We start from the raw sequence: 12,889 nt of genomic DNA, 5'->3' as shown, positions 1-12,889 counted from the left end.
CTCGTCCTAATAACAAAAATTGGTGCTTATGGTAATACCTCAGGGCGTTGCTGAACAGCTGCAAGCGGCGGTCACTATCAGGAGAATACCAATGAACGCTGGTCCTCAACGGTTTCCGCAGCGCGGCGGTCCCCTGGTAACGGGTACAGCACGCGCTCAGATTAGTACCGTGGGGCTGGCGAGAAGCCTAACCGCGTCAGCGGAAAGGGGCAGGTGAGGGCGTCAGGTGACGTCAGTGGAATGGGCGCTAAACAGATTGAGGCCGGCAGCGTCAACAGGATGGACTTGTCATCGCTGAGCCTGCCAGACACGAGCCACGAACCCCGGCACCCTGGTTACTCCGGCCGCTGTTATCCAACCCGCATGCCAGAAGACAGGCTTGATCGCCACCTCAGGCCAGCTCATGCTGCCATGGCGCAATCTCGCCAATATGCTGAGCCACCCATTCGGGTTGATAGTAGGTATCAAGATAACGTTCGCCACTGTCGCACAGGAGCGTCACCAGCGAGCCTTGCTCGTTGTTATCGCGTAAGCGTTTTGCTACCTGCATCATGCCCCAAAAATTCGTGCCGGTAGAGGGGCCAGGTTTACGTCCCAACAGGGTTTCCAGCTTCAGCATGGCGGCAATTGTTGCGCCATCGGGCACTTTGATCATTTCATCAATCACATCAGGCATAAAGGAGGGTTCAACGCGTGGGCGACCAATACCTTCAATCATGCTGCCGCGATTGCTGGTCAGAGTGGCATCACGATTTTGCCAGTAGTCATAAAAAACCGAATGCTGCGGATCGACCACCAGTAAGCGCGTATCGCATCCCTGATAGCGGATATAGCGCCCCAATGTGGCTGACGTACCGCCGGTGCCCGCGCTCATAATTAACGTATGAGGAACAGGAAAAGGCTCGTTCGCCATCTGGCGGAAAATACTTTCGGCAATATTGTTGTTGCCGCGCCAGTCGGTTGCCCGTTCAGCATAGGTAAACTGATCCATAAAGTGGCCGTTCAGTTCCCGGGCCAGACGCTCGGATTCGGCATAGAGCTGACAGGGATCGCTGACAAAATGGCACTGACCGCCGTAGAAGGTAATTTGCTCAATTTTCCGCTTTGCAGTGCTGGCTGGCATCACGGCAATAAAGGGTAAGCCCAACAGGCGAGCAAAATAGGCTTCAGAGACGGCGGTACTGCCAGAAGAGGCTTCAATAACAGGCGTGCCTTGTTTGATCCAACCATTGGCAAGCGCATAAAGAAACAGGGAACGCGCCAGGCGATGTTTCAGGCTTCCGCTGGGATGCGTACTTTCATCTTTCAGATAGAACCCAATGCCCGGAAAATCCGGCAAACTGAAGCGAATTAAGTGCGTGTCCGCTGAGCGTTGAAAGTCAGCGTTTATTTCGTTAATCGCGTGGCGTATCCAGCATGTTGACATAGGGTTCATTTCCGCTCGGGTGAAAGTCACTATCTTAAGGCACGTGCAGGAAAAAGAGCTTGCAGGTTTTGCGTTAAAATGGCGGTAATGGAGAAAATAATTCTACCGGAGGCCCATATGCCAGATAAAATTGACCTTAAATTGCTGGCTATGTTGCAGCAGGACTGCACTACCTCGCTCCAGGTGCTGGCGGACGCGGTGAATCTCACTACCACGCCCTGCTGGAAGCGCCTGAAAAAGCTGGAAGAAGATGGCATTATTCGCGGGCGGGTTGCACTGCTGGACAATGAAAAACTTGGCCTTTCCCTGACGGCGTTTATGTTTGTCAAAACCACCCAGCACAGTAAAGCCTGGTATCAGGAGTTCGTCTCGGTGGTGCAGAGCATGCCGGAAGTGATGGGCTTTTACCGTATGGCCGGTGAGTACGATTATTTACTGCGTATTCAGGTTGCCGACATGAAAAGTTATGATGCCTTTTATAAGCGTTTAGTTAATGGTGTAACAGGCCTGATCGATGTGACCTCCAGCTTTGCGATGGAAGAGATTAAATACACGACAGCCCTGCCTGTTGGCCCTTGAGTACCAGAGATTGAGAGCAGCCTTGTGCGATTATTCAGCCAGTTAAGTTGGTATTTTATTCGTGAGTGGCGACGCTACCTTGGCGCCGTGACCTTGCTGATCGTTATTGCCGTACTGCAATTACTGCCGCCCTGGGTTGTGGGCGTGATTGTTGACGGTGTCACCCATCAGAACATGAGCGCCCGCCACATAATGATGTGGATTGGCATTATGTTGCTGACGGCCGTGGTGGTTTATCTGCTGCGCTATGTCTGGCGCGTGCTGTTATTTGGGGCATCCTACCAGCTGGCCGTTGAGCTGCGCGAAGATTTTTATCGTCAGCTCAGCCGTCAGCAGCCAGCCTTTTATTTGCGTCACCGCACCGGCGATCTTATTGCCCGCGCCACCAACGATGTCGATCGTGTGGTCTTTGCCGCCGGTGAAGGCGTGCTGACGCTGGTGGATTCCCTGGTGATGGGATGCGTGGTGTTGATTGCCATGAGTACCCAAATCAGCTGGCAGTTGACGCTGGTGTCGCTGATACCCATGCCATTTATGGCGCTGGTGATTCACCGCTATGGCGAGCAGTTGCATAACCGTTTCAAACTGGCGCAGGCAGCCTTTTCCAGTCTGAACGACCAGACGCAAGAGAGCCTGACCAGTATCCGAATGATCAAGGCGTTTGGCCTGGAGCAGCATCAGTCAGAGCAGTTTGCCGATATTGCCCGCGACACCGGCGAGAAAAACCTGCGTGTTGCGCGGGTAGACGCGCGTTTTGATCCCACCATTTATATCGCGATTGGCTTTGCCAACCTGCTGGCGATTGGCGGTGGAAGCTGGCTGGTGTGGCATGAGCAAATGACGCTCGGGCAGCTCACCAGCTTTGTGATGTATCTTGGTTTGATGATCTGGCCGATGCTGGCGCTGGCATGGATGTTCAACATTGTTGAGCGTGGCAGTGCTGCCTGGAGCCGGATTCGTGCGTTACTCTCTGAGGCACCGGTGGTTGAAGACGGCGATAAAACGTTGCCCGAGCGGGCAGGGACGCTGCAGGTTGCCATTCGTGAGTTTCGCTATCCCGCCAGCTCGGGCGCGATCCTGAGCCACGTTGAGTTTCAGCTTAAGCCTGGCGATATGCTGGGCCTGTGTGGCCCGACCGGCAGTGGTAAAACCACCTTGCTGAGTTTGATTCAGCGCCACTTCGATATTCAGCAAGGGGATATTCGCTATCATGCGATTCCGCTGCCGCAACTGCGTCTGGACAGCTGGCGCAGCCGCCTGGCGGTGGTCAGCCAGACGCCGTTTTTGTTTTCCGACAGCGTGGCCAATAACATCGCGCTGGGCAAGCCCGATGCCCGTCAGGAGGATATCGAGCAGGCGGCAAAAATGGCCTGCGTCCATGACGATATCTTACGCCTGCCGCAAGGGTATGAAACCGAAGTCGGGGAGCGCGGTGTCATGCTGTCGGGCGGCCAAAAGCAGCGTATCTCAATCGCGCGTGCCCTGCTGCTCAATGCAGAGATCCTGGTTCTGGACGATGCACTGTCGGCGGTTGACGGGCGCACCGAGCATGACATTCTGCATAATCTGCGCCAGTGGGGGAAAGGAAAAACGTTGATCATTAGCGCCCATCGCTTATCCGCACTGACTGAAGCCAGTGAGATTCTGGTGTTACATCAGGGAACCGTAGCGCAACGCGGCGACCATGCCGCCCTGAGCAACAACGCGGGCTGGTATCGGGATATGTACCGCTATCAGCAACTGGAAGCCGCGCTGGATGATGATGAAACTGAAAAAGGAGCGCCACATGACTAAGTCACAACCGATGTGGCCAACACTCAAACGCCTGCTGAGTTACGGTAAACCCTGGCGCAAATCCCTGTCGCTGGCGGTGTTAATGCTGTGGGTTGCCGCCGCCGCCGAAGTCACCGGTCCCGTACTGGTGAGTTATTTTATCGATAATCTGGTGGCGAAGCATCACATGCCCTGGGGCATTGTGGCGGGCCTGGTGGTGAGTTTTATTCTGTTGCAACTGCTGGCCGCTGCGCTGCATTACGGCCAGGCGCTGCTGTTTAACCAGGCCGCTATTGGCGTGGTACAGCGTTTACGCACCGATGCCATGGACGCGGCCCTGCGTCAGCCTCTTGCCGCATTTGATACCCAGCCGGTTGGACAACTGATTTCCCGGGTGACCAACGACACCGAAGTCGTCAGGGATCTGTATGTGACCGTTGTGGCAACCGTTCTGCGAAGTGCGGCACTGGTGGGCGCAATGATGGTGGCCATGTTCAGTCTGGACTGGCGCATGGCGCTGGTGGCCATGTTGATTTTCCCTATGGTGCTTATCGTGATGCTGATTTATCAGCGCTTCAGCACGCCGATAGCCCGGCGCGTTCGCAGCTATCTGGCCGATATCAATAACGGCTTTAACGAAGTGATCAGTGGGATGAGCGTGATACAGCAGTTTCGCCAGCAGGCGCGCTTTGGCGAACGCATGGGTGAGGCCAGCCGCTCTCACTATCTGGCGCGCATGCAAACGCTGCGGCTTGATGGTTTCCTGCTGCGGCCACTCTTAAGCCTGTTTTCGGCACTGGTGCTGTGTGGCTTACTGCTGTTGTTCAGTTTTTCGATGCCGGGTGTTTTCGAAGTCGGCGTACTGTACGCGTTTATCACCTATCTGGGACGGCTTAACGAGCCGCTGATTGAACTCACGACGCAGCAGTCCATGTTGCAGCAGGCGGTCGTGGCGGGCGAACGTATTTTTGAACTGATGGATGCACCGCAACAGCGTTATGGTGACAGTGACCAGCCGATGACGTCAGGGCGGATTACGCTGAATAACCTCAGTTTTGCCTATCGCGATAATCGCGACGTGCTGAGCAATATTAGTCTGGATGTCCCCTCACGCGGTTTTGTTGCCCTGGTCGGTCATACCGGTAGCGGTAAAAGCACGCTGGCAAACCTGTTAATGGGTTACTACCCGGTGACGCGCGGCCAGGTCAGGCTTGACGATCGCCCGCTGGGCGAGTATTCCCACCACGCGCTACGACGCGATATCGCTATGGTGCAGCAGGACCCGGTGGTGCTGGCCGATTCGCTGCTGGCCAACGTGCGTCTGGGCCGGGATATCAGTGAAGACGCGGTGTGGACAGCGTTGGAGCAGGTGCAACTGGCACCGCTGGCCCGCGCCTTGCCCGACGGCATTCACACCCGACTGGGCGAGCAGGGGAATAACCTGTCTGTGGGGCAAAAGCAGTTACTGGCGCTGGCGCGTGTGCTGGTGCAGTTGCCGAAGATCCTTATTCTTGATGAAGCCACTGCCAATATCGACTCCGGCACAGAGCAGGCGATTCAGCACACTCTGCGTACCCTGCGTCAGCATACGACGCTGGTAGTGATCGCTCATCGCCTCTCGACTATCACCGAAGCCGACAACATTCTGGTGCTGCACCGCGGTAACGTGGTGGAGCAGGGCACGCATCAGCAACTCCTGGCATTACAGGGGCGCTATTGGCAAATGTACCAGCTGCAACAGGCAGGTGAAGAGCTGGAACTGGCCGCGCCGTTAGTCAGCGCCGTCTGATTGCACCTTTTTTGCACATATTTTCTCCCTTGATCCGTTTGGATGCACGTCTTTGAGCCTGAGCGCACCAAAGATGTGCATCCGCTTCGCTTATCTGTCCTTCTGACTTTTCCTGTCCACATATTCAGCATTAACTGAGCCTTATTCCGTCGCGGCCTGATAACTGATTTCATCCTTTAATTACATCTGGCACAGGCTTTGCTTAAGTCTCTGCGTGTCCATGAGACTTACTTATTTCAAACCCTTAAGGAGAGGCTATGAAGCTGGTTACCGTCGTAATTAAGCCGTTCAAGCTTGAAGATGTGCGAGAGGCATTATCCTCAATTGGTATTCAGGGACTGACCGTCTCCGAAGTGAAAGGTTTTGGGCGTCAGAAAGGGCACGCCGAACTGTACCGTGGGGCGGAATACAGCGTGAACTTTCTGCCTAAAGTAAAAATTGATATCGCCATTGCCGATGACCAACTGGACGAAGTGGTGGACGTAATCAGTAAATCGGCTTACACCGGAAAAATTGGCGACGGTAAGATTTTCGTTGCTGAACTGCAGCGCGTGATTCGCATACGTACCGGCGAAACCGACGAAGCCGCACTGTAAACAAGACTCAGTAATGTGATGGGATGGAAAAAAAATGAATAAAATGCTGACCAAGTTGGGCCTCACCAGCCTGGCACTGTTACCGTCGCTGGCAATGGCTGCTGCACCTGCCGTTGCAGACAAAGCCGATAACGCCTTTATGATGATTTGCACCGCGCTGGTGCTGTTTATGTCAATTCCTGGGATTGCGCTGTTTTACGGTGGCCTGATCCGCGGTAAAAACGTCCTTTCTATGCTAACCCAGGTGGCTGTGACCTTTTCGCTGGTGTGCGTGCTGTGGGTCATTTATGGCTACTCACTGGCTTTCAGTGAAGGTAACGCCTTCTTTGGTAGCTTTAACTGGGTGATGCTGAAAAACATTGCTCTGACAGCGGTGATGGGCAGCTTTTATCAATATATCCACGTGGCATTCCAGGCCTCGTTTGCCTGTATTACCGTAGGGCTGGTTGTCGGTGCTATTGCTGAACGTATTCGCTTCTCCGCGGTACTGATTTTTGTCCTGGTGTGGCTCACGCTGGCCTATGTGCCTATCGCACATATGGTATGGGCGGGCGGTTTGCTGGCTCAGGATGGCGCACTGGATTTTGCAGGCGGCACGGTGGTGCACATTAACGCTGCGGTTGCAGGCCTGGTCGGTGCTTACCTGGTGGGTAAACGTGCCGGTTTTGGTAAAGAGGCGTTTAAACCGCATAACTTGCCGATGGTGTTCACCGGTACGGCGATTCTGTATGTCGGCTGGTTTGGTTTTAACGCAGGGTCGGCGTCTGCCGCTAACGAAATTGCTGCACTGGCCTTCCTGAATACCGTTGTTGCAACTGCGGGTGCCGTGCTGGCATGGACCTTTGGTGAGTGGGCGATGCGCGGCAAACCTTCGCTGTTAGGTGCCTGTTCTGGCTTCATTGCTGGCCTGGTCGCCATCACTCCAGCCTGTGGTTATGTCGGTGTCGGTGGTGCGTTAATTATCGGTTTAGTGGGTGGTCTGGCTGGCATCTGGGGCGTGACAACGCTGAAAAGATGGCTGCGGGTTGACGATCCTTGCGACGTATTCGGTGTTCACGGCGTCTGTGGCATCATCGGTTGTATCCTGACAGGTGTATTCGCGTCTTCCTCGCTGGGCGGCGTAGGTTATGCCCCAGGCGTCACCATGGGTCATCAGGTTTCGATTCAGTTGCTGAGCGTGGGTGTCACGATTGTCTGGTCCGGTGTGGTGGCCTTCATTGGCTTCAAACTGGCGGATATGATTGTGGGTCTGCGTGTACCAGAAGAGCATGAGCGCGAAGGCCTGGACGTCAACAGCCATGGCGAGAACGCTTACAACCAATAAGTTATCTCTACAGCGATACCGATAAAACAAAGGGGCGATTTCGCCCCTTTTGCTATTCGTGACGCTGGCGCATCACCCCTTCCTGCACCGTTGACGCCACCAGCTCGCCTTGCCGGTTATAAAATTCGCCACGTACAAAGCCACGCGCACCTGACGCGGAAGTACTCTCCACGCTATACAATAGCCAGTCATTGAAGTTCAGCGAACGATGAAACCACATAGAGTGATCTATCGTCGCTACCTGCATATCGGCTTCCAGAAAACCTTTACCATGTGGCTGTAGCGCCACCGGTAAAAAGTTGAGATCGGAGGCATAGCCCAGCAGATACTGATGGATGCGCAAATCGTCTGGCAGCGTTCCGTTGGCCCGAATCCATACCTGACGCTGTGGTTTATCAACATGACCTCTCAGCGGGTTGTGGATCTGCACCGGGCGAATTTCCAGCGGCCGTTCGGCAATAAATTTTTCACGCAGTTTTTCTGGCAGCATATGGGCCATTTTTTGCGCCATCTGCTGTTCATTAGGTAAGTTATCGGGCCCTTTTACCTGCGGCATCGGCTTTTGATGTTCAAACCCGCTCTCCAGTGCCTGGAAGGAGGCCGTCATATAAAAAATCGGCTGGCCGTTTTGAATGGCGCTAACCCGACGGGCGCTAAAGCTTTTACCATCGCGCAGGCTTTCCACATCGTAAATAATGGGCTTCTGGCTGTCGCCAGGGCGGAGAAAATAGCTGTGGAAGGAATGGATAATGCGATCGTCGGGGACAGTCTGTTTGGCCGCAAAGAGTGCCTGTCCCACGACCTGACCACCAAAGACCTGACGCAGTCCCAGATCTTCGCTCTGGCCGCGAAACAGACCTTCTTCGATTTTTTCCAGATGGATTAAAGTAAGCAAATTTTCGAGTGCCTGACTCATGGCGCTTTCCTGATTATCAGTATTTACCTCAGTGTGAAAGATCCGACCAGTTTCCGTCAATCAGACTTTCTGTCTTTCATCCAACCAGGCAAACTTCTGATTTTGTGCCAACATTAAGGCATACGGCGAGTGAAACGCTGTAATGAAGATTCACTGCTAAAAATCATTTTGATCAAAAGGAGACGACATCAATGAAATTCTGGCATGTGTTAAGTGGCGTAGCGATGGCAATGGCTCTCGCAGGTTGTGCACACAAAGGCAAACCGGTGCCAACCCCGACGTTGGGTTCGGCGGTAGCAGGACAAACAGCAACGATTGCTCAGCCTAACGTCAGCGGATCGGTCTATATCCGCCAACGTATCGCGCTTCCACCGAATGCGGCGCTGACCGTGACGCTGTCCGATGCGTCGGTGTCTGACGCACCGTCAAAAGTGCTGGCACAGCGCGTCGTACGTACGGATGGGAAACAGGCACCGTTCCACTTTGTGCTGCCCTTCAACCCAGCGGATATTCAGCCAAATGCACGTATCCTGTTGAGCGCCGCGATTACCGTTGACGGCAAAATGGCCTTTATTACTGAAGAGGTTAAACCGGTCATTAATCAGGGCGGAACGAAAGCCGATCTGGTGTTAGTGCCGGTACCATCAATGGCGATGGCGACACAACCTGGTGCAGCGACCAGCGTGCCGTCCACCTCACCGACTCAGGTTACCCCGTCAGCCGCCGTGCCTGCGCCGACGACCATGTAATGCCTTAGGGCGATATGTTCAGGGCGACCTCGTTGTCGCCCTGATGCATTAAAACCGCCAGCGATATTTTTCTAAATCAATCTCACCGCCGTCACTCACTTCAACGCCTTCTGCTTCCAGCGCGTCTCGCTGACGGAATAAACGGTCACCCTGCAACGAAATCGTGCCATGACGGTTAATCACCCGATGCCAGGGAAGCGTGCTGCCCTCGGGTAAGCGACTGAGTACGCCACCGACCTGACGTGCTGCTCTGGGCGAGCCGGCCAACAATGCGACGTCACCATAGGTGGTGACTTTACCGGGTGGAATCGCGGCGACAATTTGCCAGATTCGCTGTTTGAAGCTGTCAGTGCTGTCCATCGGCTTACCCTGCCCAAAAAAAGACGATGATTTTATCACAATGCAGGTTAATTATCGGCGATCGTACAAGAAACCAACGGTCATCCCCACCAGGCTTGCAATTGCCGGGGGCTTCCCCGATAATGCCTCCGCTCTCGAAATGAGGGCTAGTCAATGGAGGCCCTGTTGGTTCTCCCGCAATGCTAGCTTGTGAACTCGGTCAGGTCCGGAAGGAAGCAGCCGCAGCAGGTGACGTGTGTGCCGGGATGTAGCTGGCAGGGCCTCCACCATTTCATCTCTGTCACATCCCTTTCTTCAGATGATAAACAGCCGAAGCTCGCCTGGGCCGTTCCATTGCCGGCAGGCGAGTTATGCAGATACTGGCTGGTGAAATCAGATTAAACGTAAAGCAAAAATAACTTAGCGTACAAATTTCCAGACTGAGACCGGTACTTTGTCATAAAGCTTGTTCATCGTCAGTTCCGCCAGACGATGGTCGGCTGCTGAGTAGAATACTGCTAATTCGTCATCGGGTAATTCGTACTTATTTTTTTCAATCACTCTTTCCAGCGTGTCAATTGAACGACAGCGCCTCAGTCGCATCAAATAATCAGTTTTAGTTAGGGTTTTGTTCATAAATAAACCGTTCTCACGTCAGTACTATAATGAATGGCTTGGCTGTTGAAGAAAAGCGCACTCTTCAGTAAACAGATTAAATAAACGTTTCGCTGAGCGTTGCCAGCGCTGAAGGTCCTGAGTATTTACACTATAGTTGCTGAACAGCATAAAGGTATCATCAAGATATTCATCGATTTGGGTAATCAGTGCTTCGTCTTCAACATGCTTAATTTTGTAATTCATGGTGAAAGAGGCGATATGCTCAATCAGATCGTTTAGCTGTAAATTGCTTTCGGCAGTAGGATCATTAACCCAGCCATGATGACTGTCAGTTAATGTCGCCATGCTTGCGTCAAACAAACTCTCACACAAGTATTTAAGCTGGGCAATATCATGCCGTTTCGGTGAGTATTCGTCCATCTTTTTCCCCTCCGTAGCAAGCAAAGTTACCGCAATGCGGCAAGATTAGGTGAAGTGGCAAAGAAGTGGTTGTCGGGTTTGTAAATAACGGACTGAGTTAAGAATAGTGTAAAATCATTAGTTCTGCTCACCTCCATTACTAAATATTACAATTCATCGCCAGGTGAGGGGCGCTGATTCTCGATCGGCTCAAACACAAGCGCAGCAGGGCTGATATGAAAGCTGACTTGTTCATTCTGCGTAATGGTTTCATTTAAATCCAGGCAGGGATTAAATACATTCCACTGAAAATCGTAAAGTAACTTAAATCTATTCGACCCCGTCATCTCAACAGCAATAACTTTTAAACTGTCTGGCACTAACATGGCATTAGCTGAATACCATTGTAAATCGCCAACCAGAGAATCTGTTATTTTGAGAATATTCCGCCCAATAATTGTGGCTAATTTTGCGCAATCCGTTTCATCCTGCGCGACATTGCATTCAATTCTTACTGACATGGCCTGCTCATAAATAACGCCTGTAAACCCATCATTGATGTTCTTCTGGCGGTTTGCAAGTAGCAGTGCGCCTGTAATAAGAGATTAGTCGTGCCAGTTTTAAGCAAGTGATTGATTCGTTACTGCTTATCAAACGTGGCCTTACAGGCAATTTGTGCGCTGATTTATTTTTTGAAACACATTGCTGTGCCTCTGGCACCACAACATCGGATATCATAGTTGTTATGTTATAACATTTTTCCTGGTGCGGTGATGAATCAAAGTGGGCTGTTAATGTCACTCGGTGGGCGGTTAGTCGTAGCACTCATGTTAATCGCTGTTCTGGCAATAGCGATGTGGTGGGGAATGCAGCCGTGATAGCGTTCAGAAATTTGCAGGTGGGTTATCAGGGGCAATCGGTGACGCCCGTTGTGACGACGGAGCTGGCTCAGGGCAGCATGACCGCTCTGATGGGAGCGAACGGGAGCGGAAAATCCACGCTGATTAAAACCATTGCCGGCTTATTGCCGCCGGTGAAAGGACAGTGTGAGCTGCATGTCCCACGTCGCGAAGTCGGGTGGCTACCTCAGCGCAGTGAGCTGGAAACACGTTTCCCGCTGACCGTCTATGAACTGGTTTCGATAGGCTGCTGGCCGCGCTGTGGATGGTTTGGTGGTATCAACCGGGCATTACGCAAAGAGATCAGTGACGCGCTGGATGCGGTGCAGATGAGCGACTATGCCGATGCTCAACCTTCCACCTTATCTGGTGGGCAGCTGCAGCGCGTGCTGTTTGCCCGGCTCATGCTGCAACGCAGTCGCCTGTGGTTGCTTGATGAACCCTTTAACGGCATTGACAGCAAGACGGTAACGTTGCTGATGTCTATTTTGCAGCAGCAGCAGCAGGCCGGTACCACGCTCATGGTGGTGCTGCATGACCATCCCCTGGTGGAGCGCTACTTCACGGATGTTCTGTCTATGGATGATGGTTCTCATCGACGTAGCATGGTCGACACCGCTCCGTTACGGAGCGTCGCGCCGTGACAATTATTCAACCTTTCATTGAGTTCAGCTTTATGCGACGGGCGCTGGTGGCCTGTGTCGCGCTGGCGTTCAGTGCCACGCCGCTGGGCGTCTTCCTGTCTCTGCGCCGGATGAGCTTAATCGGGGATGCTTTATCCCATGCCGTGCTGCCCGGTGCCGCCATCGGCTATTTAATCTCGGGTTTATCCCTGGTGGCGATGGGCGTTGGCGGACTGATTGCAGGCCTGGCGGTGGCGCTGCTGTCGGGGGCCGTCAGTCGTTATACGCCGCTTAAAGAAGATGCCAGCTTTGCCGGATTTTACCTCGGCTCGCTGGCGCTGGGCGTCACGCTGGTTTCACTGCGTGGCTCCAGCGTCGATCTGCTGCACGTTCTGTTTGGATCGCTGCTGGCGGTGGATAATCCTGCCCTGGCGGTGGTCGGCGGCATCGCCGCGTTTACGCTGCTGATGCTGGCCGTCATCTACCGTCCTCTGGTCATTGATGCATTCGATTCAGATTTTCTGCGCGCGCAGGGCAAATGGAGTGCGCCGCTGGTGCACGGTATTTTCCTGACGCTGGTGGTGCTTAACCTGGTCGCGGGTTTTCAGGTGCTGGGCACATTGATGTCGGTCGGGCTGATGATGTTGCCCGCCGCCAGCGCACGCTTCTGGAGTCGTCACCTCGTCGTCATGCTGGGCTCAGCCATGTTGATGGCCGTGCTGTCTGCGTTCGCGGGGCTGGTACTTTCCTGGCACTTTTCACTGCCGGCAGGCCCGGCGGTGGTATTGAGTGCCGCGATGCTGTTTTTTCTCTCCATCTTAACAGGGCCGTGCGGTGGCATTCTGCGCCGCCATTAATC

General features: G+C 53.4%; 14 protein-coding genes and 1 other RNA gene. 9 read left to right on the top strand and 6 right to left on the bottom strand.

The features are described from left to right. Nucleotides 1-391: 391 nt before the first annotated feature. Complete coding sequence (locus CMR03_RS15860; RefSeq protein ID WP_063878657.1) at nt 392-1,426, bottom strand: PLP-dependent cysteine synthase family protein; 1,035 nt, start codon at nt 1,424-1,426, stop codon at nt 392-394. 117 nt (nt 1,427-1,543) lie between these two features. Between CMR03_RS15860 and CMR03_RS15855 the strand changes: the two genes are divergently transcribed. The 5 genes from CMR03_RS15855 (at nt 1,544) to amtB (ending at nt 7,487) form a co-directional block, all read left to right on the top strand. Further along, nucleotides 1,544-2,005, top strand: a complete 462-nt coding sequence (locus CMR03_RS15855) for an Lrp/AsnC family transcriptional regulator (RefSeq protein ID WP_015700832.1) — start codon at nt 1,544-1,546, stop codon at nt 2,003-2,005. Nucleotides 2,006-2,029: 24 nt separating this feature from the next. Further along, the gene (locus tag CMR03_RS15850) at nt 2,030-3,799 is read left to right on the top strand and encodes a SmdA family multidrug ABC transporter permease/ATP-binding protein (protein WP_063878658.1); all 1,770 of its coding nucleotides are present in this window, start codon (nt 2,030-2,032) and stop codon (nt 3,797-3,799) included. Continuing rightward, a complete protein-coding gene (locus CMR03_RS15845) occupies nt 3,792-5,567 on the top strand; it encodes a SmdB family multidrug efflux ABC transporter permease/ATP-binding protein (RefSeq protein WP_096011993.1) in 1,776 nt (591 codons plus the stop codon). Before CMR03_RS15850 ends, CMR03_RS15845 begins: the two co-directional genes overlap by 8 nt. Nucleotides 5,568-5,824: 257 nt before the next feature. After that, the gene (glnK, locus tag CMR03_RS15840; RefSeq protein WP_013024898.1) at nt 5,825-6,163 is read left to right on the top strand and encodes a P-II family nitrogen regulator; all 339 of its coding nucleotides are present in this window, start codon (nt 5,825-5,827) and stop codon (nt 6,161-6,163) included. 34 nt (nt 6,164-6,197) lie between these two features. Beyond that, on the top strand, nt 6,198-7,487 hold the full coding sequence (amtB, locus tag CMR03_RS15835; RefSeq protein ID WP_063878660.1) for an ammonium transporter AmtB: 1,290 nt from the start codon (nt 6,198-6,200) through the stop codon (nt 7,485-7,487). Between the two features lie 52 nt (nt 7,488-7,539). Here the strand turns inward: amtB and tesB are convergent, their stop codons facing one another. After that, nucleotides 7,540-8,403, bottom strand: coding sequence for an acyl-CoA thioesterase II (tesB, locus tag CMR03_RS15830; protein ID WP_096011992.1), 864 nt, complete (start codon nt 8,401-8,403; stop codon nt 7,540-7,542). Between the two features lie 191 nt (nt 8,404-8,594). Between tesB and CMR03_RS15825 the strand changes: the two genes are divergently transcribed. Continuing rightward, nucleotides 8,595-9,152: a YbaY family lipoprotein gene (locus CMR03_RS15825; RefSeq protein ID WP_063878662.1), complete on the top strand. Its 558-nt coding sequence runs from the start codon at nt 8,595-8,597 to the stop codon at nt 9,150-9,152. A 48-nt stretch (nt 9,153-9,200) separates the two neighbouring features. Here CMR03_RS15825 and CMR03_RS15820 read toward each other — a convergent pair whose 3' ends face one another. Continuing rightward, nucleotides 9,201-9,512, bottom strand: coding sequence for an MGMT family protein (locus tag CMR03_RS15820; RefSeq protein ID WP_063878663.1), 312 nt, complete (start codon nt 9,510-9,512; stop codon nt 9,201-9,203). Nucleotides 9,513-9,675: 163 nt separating this feature from the next. Here CMR03_RS15820 and ffs point away from each other — a divergent pair. Next, nucleotides 9,676-9,772: signal recognition particle sRNA small type (gene ffs / locus CMR03_RS15815), an RNA gene on the top strand. A 139-nt stretch (nt 9,773-9,911) separates the two neighbouring features. On the opposite strand, the gene CMR03_RS15810 is transcribed toward ffs, so the two are convergent. The 3 genes from CMR03_RS15810 to CMR03_RS15800 form a co-directional block, all read right to left on the bottom strand. After that, nucleotides 9,912-10,127 (bottom strand): HHA domain-containing protein, encoded by a 216-nt coding sequence (locus tag CMR03_RS15810; protein WP_063878664.1) that lies wholly within the window; start codon nt 10,125-10,127, stop codon nt 9,912-9,914. A 24-nt stretch (nt 10,128-10,151) separates the two neighbouring features. Next, nucleotides 10,152-10,529, bottom strand: coding sequence for an Hha toxicity modulator TomB (gene tomB, locus CMR03_RS15805; RefSeq protein ID WP_063878665.1), 378 nt, complete (start codon nt 10,527-10,529; stop codon nt 10,152-10,154). A 146-nt stretch (nt 10,530-10,675) separates the two neighbouring features. Then, nucleotides 10,676-11,029: a hypothetical protein gene (locus tag CMR03_RS15800; RefSeq protein WP_063878666.1), complete on the bottom strand. Its 354-nt coding sequence runs from the start codon at nt 11,027-11,029 to the stop codon at nt 10,676-10,678. A gap of 353 nt (nt 11,030-11,382) precedes the next feature. On the opposite strand from CMR03_RS15800, the gene CMR03_RS15795 reads away from it, so the two are divergent. Together CMR03_RS15795 and CMR03_RS15790 are read left to right on the top strand one after the other, a co-directional pair. Continuing rightward, on the top strand, nt 11,383-12,051 hold the full coding sequence (locus tag CMR03_RS15795; RefSeq protein WP_096011991.1) for a metal ABC transporter ATP-binding protein: 669 nt from the start codon (nt 11,383-11,385) through the stop codon (nt 12,049-12,051). Further along, entirely contained in the window at nt 12,048-12,887 is an 840-nt protein-coding gene (locus CMR03_RS15790; RefSeq protein ID WP_063878667.1) for a metal ABC transporter permease, read from the top strand. Before CMR03_RS15795 ends, CMR03_RS15790 begins: the two co-directional genes overlap by 4 nt. Nucleotides 12,888-12,889 lie beyond the last annotated feature (2 nt).

Source organism: Pantoea allii, assembly GCF_002307475.1.
Lineage (GTDB): Bacteria > Pseudomonadota > Gammaproteobacteria > Enterobacterales > Enterobacteriaceae > Pantoea > Pantoea allii.
This window is presented reverse-complemented; position numbering and strand designations above follow the sequence as displayed.

Bases quoted from the DNA above. Each gene is read 5' to 3' on its own strand.
- CMR03_RS15860 (WP_063878657.1), bottom strand. From the start codon at position 1,426: ATGTCAACATGCTGGATACGCCACGCGATTAACGAAATAAACGCTGAC.
- CMR03_RS15855 (WP_015700832.1), top strand. From the start codon at position 1,544: ATGCCAGATAAAATTGACCTTAAATTGCTGGCTATGTTGCAGCAGGAC.
- CMR03_RS15845 (WP_096011993.1), top strand. From the start codon at position 3,792: ATGACTAAGTCACAACCGATGTGGCCAACACTCAAACGCCTGCTGAGT.
- glnK (WP_013024898.1), top strand. From the start codon at position 5,825: ATGAAGCTGGTTACCGTCGTAATTAAGCCGTTCAAGCTTGAAGATGTG.
- amtB (WP_063878660.1), top strand. From the start codon at position 6,198: ATGAATAAAATGCTGACCAAGTTGGGCCTCACCAGCCTGGCACTGTTA.
- tesB (WP_096011992.1), bottom strand. From the start codon at position 8,403: ATGAGTCAGGCACTCGAAAATTTGCTTACTTTAATCCATCTGGAAAAA.
- CMR03_RS15825 (WP_063878662.1), top strand. From the start codon at position 8,595: ATGAAATTCTGGCATGTGTTAAGTGGCGTAGCGATGGCAATGGCTCTC.
- CMR03_RS15820 (WP_063878663.1), bottom strand. From the start codon at position 9,512: ATGGACAGCACTGACAGCTTCAAACAGCGAATCTGGCAAATTGTCGCC.
- CMR03_RS15810 (WP_063878664.1), bottom strand. From the start codon at position 10,127: ATGAACAAAACCCTAACTAAAACTGATTATTTGATGCGACTGAGGCGC.
- tomB (WP_063878665.1), bottom strand. From the start codon at position 10,529: ATGGACGAATACTCACCGAAACGGCATGATATTGCCCAGCTTAAATAC.
- CMR03_RS15800 (WP_063878666.1), bottom strand. From the start codon at position 11,029: ATGTCAGTAAGAATTGAATGCAATGTCGCGCAGGATGAAACGGATTGC.